Here is a 14084-nt window from a genome sequence, read left to right on the forward strand (position 1 = left end):
AACGGTTCGTAATGGCGATCGACCAGGGGACGACGTCGACGCGCTGCATCGTCTTCGACCAGAACGCCCGCCTGGTCGCGGTCGCGCAGCGCGAGCACCGCCAGTACCACCCGCGGCCGGGCTGGGTCGAGCAGGACGCGGTGGAGATCTGGCGCAACGTCGACCGGATCGTGCCGCAGGCGTTGCGGCAGGCGGGAATCGGCGCCGAGCAGGTCGTCGCGATGGGCATCACGAACCAGCGCGAGACGTTCGTGCTGTGGGACCGCCACACCGGCGTCCCGGTCGGCCGCGCGATCGTGTGGGAGGACATCCGCACCGAGGAACTCGTCGCGTCACTGGGAAAGCAGCCCGGCATCGAGGAGGTCCGCGACCGCTGCGGCCTGCCGCTCGCGACCTACTTCTCGGCGCCGTCGCTGCGCTGGATGCTCGACAACACCGCCGGGCTGCGCGCCAGGGCCGAACGCGGCGACGTCCTGTTCGGCACCATGGACACCTGGCTGATCTGGAACCTCACCGGCGGCGTCAACGGCGGCCTGCACGTCACCGACGTGACCAACGCGTCGCGGACGATGCTGATGAACCTCTCGACGCGGCAATGGGATCCGATGCTGCTGGAGTTCTTCGGCGTGCCTTCGGTGGTGCTGCCGGAGATCCGCCCGTCGACCGAGATCAGCGGTGTCACGACGCGGGTGGTGCCGGGCATCTCGATCACGGCGGCACTGGGCGACCAGCACGCGGCGCTGTTCGGGCAGACGTGCTTCGAAAAGGGCTCGATCAAGGGCACGTACGGCACCGGCGGCTTCCTGCTGATGAACACCGGCGACGAGCTCGTGCGGTCGAAGCACGGCCTGCTGACCACGATCGGCTACCAGATCGGCGGGGAACCGGCGTACGCGCTGGAGGGCTCGATCGCCGTCGCCGGGTCGCTGGTGCAGTGGTTCCGCGACAACCTCGGGCTGATCCACTCCGCGCCGGAGATCGAGACGCTGGCGCGCACGGTGAAGGACAACGGTGGCTGCTACATCGTGCCGGCGTTCTCGGGCCTGTTCGCGCCGCACTGGCTCGCGCAGGCGCGCGGCCTCGTCGTCGGGCTGACCTCGTACATCAACAAGGGCCACCTGGCGCGGGCCGTGCTGGAGGCGACCGGCTGGCAGACGCGCGAGGTCGTGGACGCGATGAACGCCGACCTCGGGGCGCCGACGCCGGTGCTCAAGGTGGACGGCGGCATGACGGCCGACCACCTGCTGATGCAGTTCATCGCGGACGTGCTGGACATCCCGGTGCAGCGGCCGCTGGTCGCGGAGACGGTGTCGCTGGGCGCCGCCTACGCCGCCGGCCTCGCCGCCGGGTACTGGCCGGACCTCGAGGGACTGCGCCGCAACTGGCACCTGGCGGCGCGGTGGAACCCGGTGATGGACGCGAAGTACCGCGAGGCCGAGTACGCGAACTGGAAGCGGGCCGTGGAACTCACGTTCGCGTGGGCCCGCTCCAGCCCGTCCACTTAGGAACGCTGCTTGCGCACCCAGGCGGCCACGTCGTCCGCCTCGATCGGCAACGCGTCCGAGAGGACGTCCGCGCCGGTCGAGGTGACCACGAGGTCGTCCTCGATGCGCACGCCGATGCCCCGCAGCTCCGGCGGCAGGGTCTCGTCGTTGGGGTGGAAGTACAGGCCCGGCTCGACGGTCAGCGCCATGCCGCGCTCGAGGACGCCCTGCTGGTAGGTCTCCTGCCGGGCGTCGGCGCAGTCGTGCACGTCGAGGCCCAGGAAGTGCCCGGTGCCGCAGACGATGTAGCGGCGGTGGTGCTGACCGGACGGGTCGAGCGCCTTGTCGACGCTGACCGGCAGCAGCCCCCAGTCGTGCAGGCCCTCGGCGAGCACGCGCATGGCGGTGTGGTGGAAGGCGCTGTAGTCGTTGCCCGGCCGGACCTCGGCGAGCGCCGCCACGTGCGACCTGTGCACGAGGTCGTAGACCTGGCGCTGCGGCCCGCTGAACTCACCGCTCACCGGGAACGTCCGGGTGACGTCGGCGGTGTAGAGGGAGTTCATCTCCACACCGGCGTCGAGCAGCAGCAGGTCGGCTTCGTTGACGCGGCCGTCGCAGCGCGTCCAGTGCAGCACCGGGGCGTGCGGCCCGGCGGCGACGATCGAGGTGTAGCCGGGGCCCTTGCCCTCGGTGCGGGCACGGCGGTCGAACGTGCCCTGCAGCCAGCGCTCTCCCCCGCCGCGCACGGCCTGGCCGAGCTCCATGGCGACGTCGGCGAAGCCCTTGACGCTCGCGTCGACGGCCTGGCGGAGCTGCTCGACCTCCCAGTCGTCCTTGATACGGCGCAGCTCCGCGAGAACGGTGCGCAGCTCGTCACTGTGCGAACCGGTCAGCGCGTCGAGCAGCGGGTCGACGCCCTTGGCGACGAGCGTCTCGGGGTGGCGGCCGCGCAGGGCGTTCGCCAGGTCCTCGAGCGGACGGGCCGTGACGCCGAGCGCCTCGCCCCACTCCTTCGGGCCCGCCGCGGCGCCGATCCAGAACGGGCTGCGGTCGGCGTCACCGAAGAAGTCGACGCTGTGCGCCTCGGACGGCACCGGCACGAACAGCGTGGCGTCGTCGTCGCACAGCACCAGCACGGCGCCTTCGACCTGGCAGCCGGTCAGCCACACGAAGTCGCTGTCGGCGCGGAACTCGTGGAACGTGTCGTTGGACCGGACGTGCGCACGCCCCGCGGCCAGCGCGATCCGCTTGCCGGGCAGTTCCCGGGTGAGCCTGGCGCGGTGCGCCCGCGCCGCCTCGGCCGTGCCCGCGGGCAGGTCGACCGAGCTGTCCCACTCACCCCAGCCGTCGCGGATGTAGGTGCGGAACCCGTCCGCGTCCACCAGTTTCGCCATGTCGCGGCGTGTCCGAGCCAATTCGCGTCCTCTCAGAGCGGTCCTGCCTGCCACCCTCCCTCCTCCCGCAGCGGTCTCGCCACTCCCGATCGGGGATAGCCTCAGGCTATGGACCTGGAGATCCGGCACCTGCGGGCCGTCTGCGCCATCGGCGACGCGGGCAGCCTCTCGCGCGCCGCCACGCAGCTCGGCATCTCCCAGCCCTCGCTCACCACCCTGCTGCAGCGCGTGGAACGCCTGGTCGGCGGCAAGCTCTTCGAACGCGGCCGCGCGGGCGCCGAACCGACCGCCCTGGGCGCCCAGATGCTGCAACGCGCCCGCCTGCTGCTCGTCGAGCTGGACGCGTTCGGCTCCGACATGGTCCAGCGGGACGGACCCTCCCGCCTCGGCTCGGTGCACATGGAGTGCGTCGGCCCGCTGTACACGCGCCTGGAGCAGGTGCTCGACGACATCACGCTCGTGGTCGACCCGTCCTCGACGGGCCTCGCGCTGGCGCTGGCGAACGGCCACCTCGACGCGGCCGTGATCGCGGTCGACGAGGAGGGCGACCTGGGCCTGCCGCGCGGGGTGGCGCAGCGGGTCGTCGTGCCGTGGGTGCCGGTGTTCATCGCCCTGCCCGCCGGTCACCGGCTCGCCGGCCGCCCGGAGGTGGAGCTGGCCGACCTCGCCGGGGAGTCGTGGGTCGGCCCGCCGGGCGCCGAGGACGGATCGCTGACCGCGTTGAGGGCGGCGTGCCGCGCGGCGGGGTTCGTGCCGCGGATCCGGTTCGAGATGCCGAGCGGGGCAGGCCGGCAGCTGATCGCGGCGGGCAAGGCCGTGCAGCTGGTCGAGCCGACGTCGCAGGGAGGACCCGGCGTGGTCGTGCGACCGCTGGCGGGGGCGCCGCTGCGGATGCGCCTGGTGTTCGCGTGGCGGCGCGAGCGGCTGACCTGGAACCAGGCCAGCCGCGTGTTCGCCGAGGTGCTGGGGGCCTACGCCGAGCAGGCCCTGGCCAGCCCGGTGTTCCGGCCCTGGTGGCAGGAACGCGGAGCGGCCCTCACGGCATCCGGCTGAGCTCCGTCAGCTCAGCGTGCCGAGCCAGCCGTACCAGTCCGCGTCGTACCGGGTCCCGACCGCCCGCGTCAGGTGGTCCCGGGCACCGGCCCAGTCCCCCGCGCGGTAGTCCGCCAGCACGGCCGCGACGTCCTCCGGGTGCCTTTCCAGCAGGTACCGGACCGCCAGGTACCCCCAGTTGTAGACCCGCGTGGCATCGTGGTCGTAGGTGGTGTCGAAGAGCGCGCTCAACGCGTACGTCTGCTTCTTCGCCTCGGCCAGCGCGTCGGCGTAGACCTCGCCGCGGTAGCTGTACGAGAGGTGCTCCGCGAAGCCCTCGATCCACCACACCGTCGGCGTGGTCATGTTCTCCTCGAAGTCGCCGTGCAGGTCGTACCGGCCGTCGAGGTAGTGGGTGTACTCGTGGTTGAGGTTCCAGATCGCGAACGACGGCAGCCAGTCGGCCTCGTGCGCGATGAACCGCGCCTGGTTCATCGCCGGGTCGCCCTCGAGGTACGTGCCCCCGTTGTTCGTGGAGATGTCGAACAGCACACCGGCGTACGTGCGGTAGTCGTTGCCGGTGTCGAAGACGACGACCTCGAGCGAGGTGTTGCCGTCCCCGGCGACGGGGCCGGGATCGCGCACCACGCGGTGGAACACGGCGTCCTGCCCGGCGAGCGACGCGCACGTCCGGCTCAGCTGGGCGCGCGTGAGCTGCTGGGCGCGGATCCTGAGTGCGGGGCCGCAGGTGTGGCGGACGGTGAGGACGCGGCGGTCGATCTTCGCGCGGAAGTCGCAGGTGCCGTAGCGGCGGCAGTTCGCCTTGTCGTACCAGTCGACCATCTCGGCGACGCCCACCCACAGCGGCGCGAGGCGCCCGACGACGTCACCGCGGTGGGCCAGGTCCGCGAGCAGCGGACGAGCGGTGAGCGCGATGTCGGTGTGCCGCAGGAACCTGCCCAGCTCGCGGGTGGCGTTGTGCACCAGGTACTGGCGGCCGGTGCCGAAGAGGTCCAGGTGTGCCAGGACGAACCGGCGCAACGCCCGCAGGACCTCGGTGTCGGCCCGCACGGCCGCGAGGAACTCCGGGCGGTCGTGGCCGTGGTAGAGCAGGAGCATGCCGGCGTGCACCGCGTCGTCGTCGGCGCTGGTGTAGTTGTCCAGCACCGCCGTCAACGCGCGCAGCTCGGCCGGGTAGTCGGCGACGGCGGCGTGGAACGCCGGCTCGGGGATGTCGTGGTGCAGGTTCCGGGCGATCACCGGCGGCAGCAGGGGGCTGTTCGGCGTGCCGGCCGGTGCGGGAGCAGCGTGTGCCGACGTGGGAGCGAGCAGGCCACCTAAGAGCGCCAGGACCAGGGTGAACGATCTCATCGGGTTCCTCCGCAGGGTTCGAGGTGCCCTAGAGCGTCACACCGCCCATCGTCCCGCGAGCATCCCTTCCGCTCATAGCCCGCTGCTATGGGACACCCGCTGGGCCTACTGGGGCTACTGGGGCTTCCTCGGCTCGGCGAACAGCAGGTGCCGCACGTGCGCGGGCCCCTTGGCCAGCTCCCGCGCGGCCTCCTGGTTGTGCCGGTCCACGACCGTGCCGCGCTCCACGTGCTGGCGCAGGTGCTCCTGCCACGTCGCCACGGTGAAGGTCTCCAGGAACGTCTCGGGCTGCTCGGTGTCGCGGAAGAGGCCCCACATCGTGGCGCCGGTGCGGCGGCGTGCCCTGCCGACGCGCTGCATGGCGTCGATGAACGCGTCCTCGTTCTCCGGCGCGACCGGCCACTCGACGGTGACCAGCACCGGCCCCGCCTCGCTGTCGGTGATCTCCGGCGGCTCCTCCCAGTAGGTCGCCGGGCTGACGTCGAGCGGCCTGTCGTTGAGCGGCAGCCACCTCGACGCCGCGAGGGCGAGCACGACCATCGCCACCGCGGGCGCGATCATCGCTACCTTCAAGCTGTAGACGTCCGCGACGACGCCCCACACCACGGCGCCGAGCGCCTGCCCGCCCATCAGGATCAGCTGGTAGTAGGCCAGCGCACGGGCCCGGGTCCAGGCCGGCAGCAGCACCTGCGCGGTGGCGTTGAACGTCGAGAGCGTGGCGATCCAGCACGCACCCGTCAGCAGCATCGCCACGATCACCGGCGCGAGGCTGCCGGTCAGCACCGCGGTGCTCGTCGAGGCCGCGTAGACGCATGTAGCGAGCAGCACCATCCGGTTCTTGCTCATGCGCCGCAACAGCTTCGGCACCACGAACGCGCCGCCGATCGCGCCCGCGCCGACGCTGCCGAGCAGTACGCCGTACCCGCCGGCGTCGAGCCGGAGCGGACCGCGGGCGATTGCCGGCAGCAGGGCCCACAGGCCGCTGCCGAACACGATGAACAGCGCGAGCCTCGCGAGCACGCGCCGGAACAGCGGCGAGCTCGCCACGTACCGCGCGCCCGACCGCATCGCGGTCGTGATGTGCTCGGTGCCGAGCGGGCGGTGGTCCGACGGCCTCTTCCACCGCGCCAGCACGACCAGCACGCCGAGGAACGAGACCGTGTTGAACGCGAACGTCGCCTCCGAGCCCGCCAGCGCGATCAGCAGGCCGCCGAGCGCGGGACCGATGGCGCGGCCGACGTTCATGTTGACGCCGTTGAGCAGCGCGGCCTGGGGGATCTCCTCGCGCGGCACCAGCTCCGGCTGGATCGCCTGGAACGACGGCATCGACAGCGCCTGACCGACGGCCATCAGGGCGAGCAGCCCGAGCAGGCTCGCGGGCGTCGCCCTGTCCGTGCCCGCGAGGAGCACCAGGCCGCCCGCGCCCGCGAGCATCAGCGCCTGACCGGTGATCAGCACGTGCCGGCGGTCCAGGATGTCGCCGAGCGCTCCGGACGGCACCACCAGCAGGAACACCGGCAGGGTCGTGGCCGTCTGGACGAGCGCGACCTGCAGGGCGCTGCCGCCGAGGTCACCCATGAGCCACTGGGCGCCGACCGTCTGCGCCCAGGTGCCGATGTTCGAGGCGAACTGGGCGAGCCACAGCGCGCGGAACGCGCTGCGGCGCAGAGGCGCCCATGCGGAGGCTGTCACCGCTCGATCTTCACACCCACGGGTCCGCATCGCCGAGCACTTGTTTTGGTTCACACTGAAGTTATTGAGTGAAATGGGATTCAGCGGCGATGATCTTTGTCTCCGGTCACAGCACGCTCCCTCAAAAGTGTGTGAGTTGCGTCACGTCAGTCCGCCCGCAGTGCCCACTTGGGCTCCAAGATCGCTCGCACACACCAGCACGGAGCGCAACTTGAGAGTGGCCCCCGATCCACGTCGCGCAACGGTCCTTCCTGGCCAAATGACTCGAAAGCGGGCCGATTGCGGGCAGTACGACGGACTGTGAACATTCCGTCCCAATCGGGTACGCAATCCCACATTCATGAACGCCTGCCCCATTCCTGCCCGATACTGCGCGCAAAGCAGGCAGAGCAGAGAGGTTCCGAGCACTCGTGATCACGCCCCAGTACTTGCTGTCGACCCGCGAGTTCGAGGTGCTGTGGCAGACGCTGCGGCTCGGCAGGATGCCGTACCCGCTCGACGTGCCCAGCGAAGGAGCTACGGAGAGCGAGCTCAAAGCGTTGCAGGACAGGACGATCGCGGACCTGCGGGGCCGCGGGCTCGCCGGTGACCTGCGACTCGAGGACCTGCTGCGCCTGCTCGGCGACCACGACGTGTCCGTGGACGCCGTCGCCGGGCTCGACCGGACCGTGCGGGCGCTGGCCGCCTCCAACGGCGACCAGGGCGTGCTGGCCGTGATCGACGGAGACGGCGTCGGCCTGTCCGAGATCAGGCCCACCGCGCTGGCCCGCGAGATCGTGCGGGTCCTGCCCGACGGCGTCGCCGGTCCCGGCAGCGCGCTGTCGGTGCGACTGGAGACGTTGCAGCAGGCGGTGGCGCTGCAGGAGGCCGAGCAGGAGGAGGAGTCCGAGGACCCGTGGGGTGCCGCGGACGACGAGCTCGACGACCGCCAGGCGCTGCTCAGGGCCGGGTTGTCCGCACAGGACGCGCGCCAGCTGGACGAGCTAGCGGCGAACCGCGTGGCGGGCGGCCAGTTCGGCGTCACGCACGGCCGGCACCGCGCTGACGTGGTCATCAACTGGTTCGACACCCACCAGGGCCGCTACCTCATGGTCCGCTCCGACGGGTGGCTCAGCCTCTCCCCCACCGACAACGACCGGATCGCCACGCGGATCGACTCCGTGCTGGCGTGACCGGCCGGAGGAAACCGATCGAATCGGGCAACGCGGACGTACTCCCACAGGGTGCGCCCGCGCTCGTTCGGCGTTCGACAGATTCAGCCGATCCGGTGATGGGCGAATTCGTGCACGACGAACCTCAAGACAGCCCTAAATCCCGGATTTCACGCACTGTGATTTAGGTCACAACGGGCCTGGTCAAGGGCCGTTCCAGTGATGTGAACAGAGCTCGGATGCCCGAATGGGCAAGAGGTCGAGAGCGCTCCCACAACCTGCGCAAACCATCAGGCCTGTTACGGTACGTTCACCTGGAGGTGGCCCGTTTCCCTCCGCCGCAACGCTTTGCGGCCCCCAGTCTCAATTGGTAACTCACCTGCGGCAAAGCGCGCGATGCGCGAAAAGACCCTTGATACTGCCCGCATGTACATCGTCGGTGACAAAGAGGCTGTCCCGCTCGGCGAGACCGTCTCCTCGGGTCAGGTTCAGCTCGACCCGGCAGCGGGCGAGGAGCTCCGCAAGCAGTTCCAGGCGCAGATCGACCAGGTCGACTCCTGGATCGAACGCGCGACCAGCAGCATCGCCCGACCGGCTCCGCTCGGAGCGAACCCGGTCGGCGACAAGATGCGCGACAAGTTCACCCACCGCGCGGAGGGCGAGCAGTACTCGTTCGTCAGCGTCATGACCGCGTACCGCACGGTTCTCGAGCAGACCAAGAACTCGATCGTCGAGGCGATCGAGAACTTCACCCGCCTCGACGAGGACCAGCAGGCCGAACTGAAGAAGCACATGGGTAACAGCTGATCTTGTGGCCAGCTGATCCATCGACGTGAGAGGCGAGCCGGTCATGCCCCCCGAGACCGACCCGAGCGACATCGAGAACGTCCCGGTCCTCACGGACCCGCAGAACTGGGCGTCTCGTTCGCACCAAGAGCTTTACGCCGCGGTGCACAACAACAACGACCCCGGCCAAGCCGGCCAGATCGGCTCCGACTGGGGCAAGTACGGCAACGAGCTGACCGAGGCGGCGCGCACCATCAACTCGGTCATCGCCGCGTCGGAGTCCAAGTGGACCGGTGACGCCGCCGAGGCCGCCCGAGCCGCGATGAAGAAGCTCGGGGACTGGGTCGACGAGACCGCCCGCACGGCGGTCGACGTCGGCATCAAGGTCGCGGACCAGGGCCGCGTCATGGAGAACGCCCGCGCGCAGATGCCCCAGCCGATCCAGTTCGACTGGAACAAGGCCGCGGCCGCGCTCTCGCAGCCGGGCACCCCCGCGTTCGTGCTGGCCTCCGCGGACATCGCCCAGGCCAACCACGCCTCGCGCGCGGCGCACGAGCACGCCGTCGCCGTGATGACGGACATGGAGACCAACTCCCGCCAGATCGACTCGACGACCCCGACCTTCAAGCCGCCGTTCAACCCGAACACCGGCCAGGTCGAGCAGCCGGTGATGGCGATGCAGCGCATGGGAGGTGTGCCCACGCTCAACGGCAGCGCGGACGCCCTCATGGCGACGCACGCGCAGAGCGGCGCCGCCGTGGCCGCTCCTCCCTCCCCCACGGGTGCCGGTACCGGCACCGGAGCGGGCGCGGGCACCGGTGCGGGTACCGGCACGGGCACCACGACCGGGACCCAGCCCGCCGCGGCGGCCTACACGCCGACCGCGCCCGGCTACACCGGTGCCGGCAGTGCCGGCAGCGGTGGCGGTGGCGCCGGTGGCGGCGCGAACTACACGCCGCAGATGCCCGGCTACAACCCCGGCAGCACGAGCACCAACACCGCGGCGGCGTACACGCCGACCGCGCCGGGCTACACCCCGCAGCTGGGTGGCAACTCCGGCAGCACGTACACGAGCGGCAGCGGCGGCAGCGGTGGTGGTGGCGGCAGCAGCTACACCCCGACCGCCCCGGGCTACACGCCGCAGCTCGGCGGCGCCGGCACCGGCAGGTCCGGCGGCGGCCAGAACCAGAACATCCCCAAGGCCCCGGTCGTCGGCAGGGACATCGCGAACCCGAACTACACCCCGCAGAACCCCGGCTACACCCCGCAGAACCCCAAGGGTCCCGCGGCCTACACGCCGACCGCGCCCGGCTACAACGGTCCCGGCGGCGCCGGTGGCGGTGCGGGCGGTGGCGCCGGCGGTGGCGGCGGTGCCGGCGGTGGTGGCGGTGCCGGCGGTGGTGGCGGCATGAAGGGCGGCCCGATGCCGTACACCCCGCAGATGGGCGCGGGTGGCGGTGGTGGTGCCGGCGGCGGCGCGTTCGGCGGTGGCGCGGGTGGTACCGCGGGTGCCGGTGGCGCGATGCAGTCCGGTGGCGCGGCGGGTGTCCAGAACGCGGCCCGCGGCGGCATGCCGATGGGCATGGGCCCCGGCGGCGCCGCGGCGGCCGGTGCCGGCATGGGTGCGGGCGCGCCCATGGGTGGCGCTCCGGGCGCCGGTGGCAGGGGCGAGGAGGACAAGGAACACCGCTCCGCCAGCTACATCATGGGCGGCGACCTGTTCGAGGTCCCCGGCGAGAACCTGCCCCCGTCGGTGATCGGTGCGGCGAAGGTCAAGAAGCCGAAGGGAGCCGAGCCCGCGTGATCACGCCTGAGTTCCTGCTCACGCCGCGCGAGTTCGACGTCCTGTGGCACTCGCTGAACCTCGGCAGCGTGCCCTACCCGCTGGACGTGCCCAGCGAGGGCGCGACGGAGCAGGAACGCCGTGTGCTGACCGAGAGGACGCTTGAGGAGCTGCGCTCGCGCGGTCTCGTCGACAACGAGCGCCTCGAAGGCCATCTGCGGCTGCTCGACGACCACAAGGTGTCCGTGGACGCCGTGGCCGGACTCGACCGCACGGTGCGGGCGCTCGCCGTCTCGAACGGCGAGCGCGCCGCGCTCGCGATCATCGACGACGACCGGGTGGGGCTGCTCGGGATCCGGGAGACCGGCATCGCCCGCGAGATCGTCAAGGTCCTGCCCGACGCCGTGCCCGGACCGGGCACGGCGGTCAACGTGCGGGTCCAGTCGCTGCAGGAAGCCGTGGCGCTGCAGGAGGCCGAAGGGGCCAAGCCAGCGGAGGACCTGTTCGGCGAGGGCGGGGTGGACGACCAGGAGGCGCTGCGGCAGGCCGGTCTGTCCGCCCAGGACGCCAAGCAGTTCGACGAGCTCGCCTCGAACCGCGTCGCGGGTGGCCAGTTCGGCGTCACCCTCGGCCGGGAGCGGTCCGGTGTCGTCATCAACTGGTTCGACACCCACCAGGGCCGTTACCTGATGGTCAACTCGGACGGCTGGCTGAGCCTCTCGCCGACCGACAACGACCGCATCGCCACCCGTATCAACGCTGTGCTCGCGTGATCTGACGCGTCTCAGTTGAACCGCCGCCGCCGGAGGACCGTGTGAACCCCGCGAACCCCACCCAGTGGGTCGAAGAGTACGAGGCCAAGCTGGCCGACCTGAAGAAGAAGTCGGAGGACCTCACGGAGAACTTCGCGGCGGCCTCCGCCACCGTGACGTCGAAGGACGGCTCGGTGACCGTCACGGTGGGCCCGAACGGCGGCCTGCAGAACCTGCAGCTCGGGCACCGCGCGGTCGAACTGGGCGCCGCCCGGCTCACCGCGGCGATCCTGGAAACGGCGCGGCAGGCCCAGAAGCAGGCCGCGCTGCAGGTCCTGGAGCTGTTCAAGCCGCTCGGCGAGGGCACCGAGGCCTACCAGATGGTCTCGGACTCCATCCCGGACGACGAGGACGCCGAGGAGACCGGCGACGCCTACGACGAGATCGACGACGACCCGGAACCGGCCCCTGCGGCACCGCCGGCATCCCGGCCCGCGGCGGCTCCCCAGCCGCAGCCCGTCCGCGGCAGGTCCCGCGCGGACGACGACGATGACGACGACAACCAGCCCTGGTAAGGAACTGCGATGACCGCGCCGGAAACCCCACTCTCGTCTCCTCCCGGGATGAAGATCACCGAGGAGAACAAGCTCAAGGGCTCGCTGTTCATCGAGGCCTACGGCAGCCTGATCGACGGCATCAGCAAGGACGCCGAGAGCGAGACCGAGAAGGCCCTGGACATCACGTTCAACGCCATCGGTGCCGCCTCGGCCACGGTGATGCTCGCGATCGACCCGCTCGGCAGCATCATCGGCGCCGGTGTCGGCTGGCTGATCGAGCACGTGTCGTTCCTGCGCGACGCCCTGAACCAGCTGATGGGCAACCCGGAGGAGATCCAGGCCAACGTCGAGGCCAACAAGGCCCGCGCGGCTGAGCTCCGGGTGCTCGCCGAGGACCACAAGAACGGTCTCGCGACGTTCGACGGCTGGACCGGTCAGTCGTCCGAGCGCTTCAAGACGTCCATGGACGGCATGTACCAGGAGCTCGACGAGCTCGCCAACGCCGTCGAGAGCAAGGCCAAGATCGTCGCGATCATGGGCATGCTCGTCACCGTGCTGCGCGACATCGTCCGCGACCTGATCGCCCAGCTGATCGGTTCGCTGATCGGTGGCGCGATCCTCGCCGCCGCCGCGATGATCCCGACGTTCGGCGCGTCGATCCCGATCTTCATCGGCTTCGCGGTCGGCAAGGCCGTCGCGCTGGGCGTGAACATCGCCGCGCGCGTGGCCCGCGTCGTCGCCGCGCTCGGCCGCCAGCTGAAGCGCATCGGCGACCTCGACGACATCATGGAGAAGATCAGCAAGGGCTGGGAGCGGTTCGAGAACTCCGCCGACGCCGCCGAGATCATCTACGAGGGTTACAAGGCCCAGGACGGCGTCAACGACAAGATCGACGAGGCGGTCAAGAACAACCAGGGCGGCGGCGCCGGTGGCGGCGGCGGCACGGCTCCGAGTGCCACTGCCGGTGAGACCCCCGCGAACGGCACCGCCACGGCGACGCTGCACAACTCGGCACGCCTCGCCGACGCCGAGCCGGCGCAGGCCCGGATGGCGATGCAGGAGGCAGAGCACCTGCAGCCGACGCACGCCGTACGGGCGATGCAGGCGGAGCCGCTGCAGCCGTTCCACCGCGCCGAGCCGATGCAGCCGCTGCAGCCCATGCAGCGCGTTGAAGCGATGCAGGCAGAGCCGTTGCAGCCCGCCCACGCCGTGCGGGCCGTACAGGCAGAGCCGCTGCAGCCGTTCCAACGCGCCGAAGCGGTGCAAGCAGAGCCGCTGCAGCCCATGCAGCGCGTTGAAGCGATGCAGGCAGAGCCGTTGCAGCCCGCCCACGCCGTGCGGGCCGTACAGGCAGAGCCGTTGCAGCCGTTCCAGCGCGCCGAAGCGGTGCAAGCGGAGCCGCTGCAGCCGTTCCACCGCGCCGAGCCGATGCAGCCACTGCAGCCCATGCAGCGCGTTGAGGCGATGCATGCCGTCGAGCCGATGCAGGCAGTCCACCGCACGGAAGCGGCTCAGCCGTTGCAGCCCATGCAGCGTGCCGAGGCCGTTCAGGCGCCGATGGCGTTCCAGCGCGCCGAGGCGGTCCAGGCCCCGATGGCGTTCCAGCGCGCGGAGGCCGTGGAGGCGCCGGTGGCGTTCTCCCGCGGCGTGGCTTCGGACTCGACGATGGTGTCCGGCGTCAGCATGACCTCGGGCGGTTCGCTGCACGAGGCCGTGCAGCCGATGCAGGCGCGTGAGGTCTACACGAGCGCGGACACGCCGTCCGAGCCGCTCCAGCAGGCCACGGGCTACGAGCCGCTCGCGCGCACGCAGATGTCGCACGCGTATGACGCTCTCGAGCCGTCGCAGCCGCGTGAGGCCTACTACGCCTCGCGCGTCGAGGCCGAGCCCGCCGCCTACGAGAGCGTCAACCCGCTCATGGCGGACGAGCCGTTGCGCCCGGCCGCCGCCTTCGAGGTGGAGGCCCAGGCCGGTGGTGCGGCGGCCGAGCCGGTGCAGCCGACGTTCCACCGTTCCGTCCGGCCGACAGAGTAAGTCCAGCCAACAGCCGGGATCCGAGATCCCGCCTTGTTCTGACGCACT

Annotated in this window: 11 protein-coding genes; 8 read left to right on the forward strand and 3 right to left on the reverse strand. The window is 71.0% G+C overall.

The annotated features are described in order from the left end of the window. Positions 1–11: 11 nt before the first annotated feature. Complete coding sequence (gene glpK / locus BLQ91_RS13510) at positions 12–1505, forward strand: glycerol kinase GlpK (protein ID WP_090097127.1); 1494 nt, start codon at positions 12–14, stop codon at positions 1503–1505. Here glpK and BLQ91_RS13515 read toward each other — a convergent pair. Next, positions 1502–2878: an aminopeptidase P family protein gene (locus tag BLQ91_RS13515; protein WP_090097128.1), complete on the reverse strand. Its 1377-nt coding sequence runs from the start codon at positions 2876–2878 to the stop codon at positions 1502–1504. The two genes, glpK and BLQ91_RS13515, sit on opposite strands and share 4 nt — an antisense overlap. Before the next feature lie 108 nt (positions 2879–2986). Between BLQ91_RS13515 and BLQ91_RS13520 the strand changes: the two genes are divergently transcribed. Next, entirely contained in the window at positions 2987–3931 is a 945-nt protein-coding gene (locus tag BLQ91_RS13520) for a LysR family transcriptional regulator (RefSeq protein WP_090097129.1), read from the forward strand. A 6-nt stretch (positions 3932–3937) separates the two neighbouring features. On the opposite strand, the gene BLQ91_RS13525 is transcribed toward BLQ91_RS13520, so the two are convergent. Together BLQ91_RS13525 and BLQ91_RS13530 are read right to left on the reverse strand one after the other, a co-directional pair. Beyond that, complete coding sequence (locus BLQ91_RS13525; RefSeq protein ID WP_090097130.1) at positions 3938–5281, reverse strand: collagenase; 1344 nt, start codon at positions 5279–5281, stop codon at positions 3938–3940. Between the two features lie 114 nt (positions 5282–5395). Beyond that, positions 5396–6973, reverse strand: coding sequence for an MFS transporter (locus BLQ91_RS13530; protein ID WP_245733388.1), 1578 nt, complete (start codon positions 6971–6973; stop codon positions 5396–5398). Between the two features lie 410 nt (positions 6974–7383). On the opposite strand from BLQ91_RS13530, the gene BLQ91_RS13535 reads away from it, so the two are divergent. The 6 genes from BLQ91_RS13535 (at position 7384) to BLQ91_RS13560 (ending at position 14036) form a co-directional block, all read left to right on the forward strand. Next, positions 7384–8145, forward strand: coding sequence for an ESX secretion-associated protein EspG (locus BLQ91_RS13535; protein ID WP_090097132.1), 762 nt, complete (start codon positions 7384–7386; stop codon positions 8143–8145). A gap of 405 nt (positions 8146–8550) precedes the next feature. Then, complete coding sequence (locus BLQ91_RS13540; protein ID WP_090097133.1) at positions 8551–8931, forward strand: hypothetical protein; 381 nt, start codon at positions 8551–8553, stop codon at positions 8929–8931. Between the two features lie 43 nt (positions 8932–8974). After that, a complete protein-coding gene (locus BLQ91_RS41285) occupies positions 8975–10714 on the forward strand; it encodes a PPE domain-containing protein (RefSeq protein WP_176959726.1) in 1740 nt (579 codons plus the stop codon). Further along, positions 10711–11466 (forward strand): ESX secretion-associated protein EspG, encoded by a 756-nt coding sequence (locus BLQ91_RS13550; protein WP_090097135.1) that lies wholly within the window; start codon positions 10711–10713, stop codon positions 11464–11466. The genes BLQ91_RS41285 and BLQ91_RS13550 overlap by 4 nt, the downstream gene beginning before the upstream one ends. A 41-nt stretch (positions 11467–11507) precedes the next feature. Further along, positions 11508–12020 carry a YbaB/EbfC family nucleoid-associated protein gene (locus BLQ91_RS13555; RefSeq protein ID WP_245733389.1) on the forward strand — a complete coding sequence of 171 codons (513 nt, stop codon included), beginning with the start codon at positions 11508–11510 and terminating at the stop codon, positions 12018–12020. A 48-nt stretch (positions 12021–12068) separates the two neighbouring features. Next, positions 12069–14036 carry a PAT1 family protein gene (locus BLQ91_RS13560; protein WP_090097136.1) on the forward strand — a complete coding sequence of 656 codons (1968 nt, stop codon included), beginning with the start codon at positions 12069–12071 and terminating at the stop codon, positions 14034–14036. The last annotated feature ends 48 nt before the right edge of the window (positions 14037–14084 follow it).

This window comes from Lentzea jiangxiensis (assembly GCF_900104175.1).
Classification (GTDB): domain Bacteria; phylum Actinomycetota; class Actinomycetes; order Mycobacteriales; family Pseudonocardiaceae; genus Lentzea; species Lentzea jiangxiensis.

What these genes read in the sequence shown, in the direction of transcription:
- glpK (WP_090097127.1), top strand. Translation starts at nt 12, where the DNA reads ATGGCGATCGACCAGGGGACGACGTCGACGCGCTGCATCGTCTTCGAC.
- BLQ91_RS13515 (WP_090097128.1), bottom strand. Translation starts at nt 2,878, where the DNA reads ATGGCGAAACTGGTGGACGCGGACGGGTTCCGCACCTACATCCGCGAC.
- BLQ91_RS13520 (WP_090097129.1), top strand. Translation starts at nt 2,987, where the DNA reads ATGGACCTGGAGATCCGGCACCTGCGGGCCGTCTGCGCCATCGGCGAC.
- BLQ91_RS13525 (WP_090097130.1), bottom strand. Translation starts at nt 5,281, where the DNA reads ATGAGATCGTTCACCCTGGTCCTGGCGCTCTTAGGTGGCCTGCTCGCT.
- BLQ91_RS13540 (WP_090097133.1), top strand. Translation starts at nt 8,551, where the DNA reads ATGTACATCGTCGGTGACAAAGAGGCTGTCCCGCTCGGCGAGACCGTC.
- BLQ91_RS41285 (WP_176959726.1), top strand. Translation starts at nt 8,975, where the DNA reads ATGCCCCCCGAGACCGACCCGAGCGACATCGAGAACGTCCCGGTCCTC.
- BLQ91_RS13560 (WP_090097136.1), top strand. Translation starts at nt 12,069, where the DNA reads ATGAAGATCACCGAGGAGAACAAGCTCAAGGGCTCGCTGTTCATCGAG.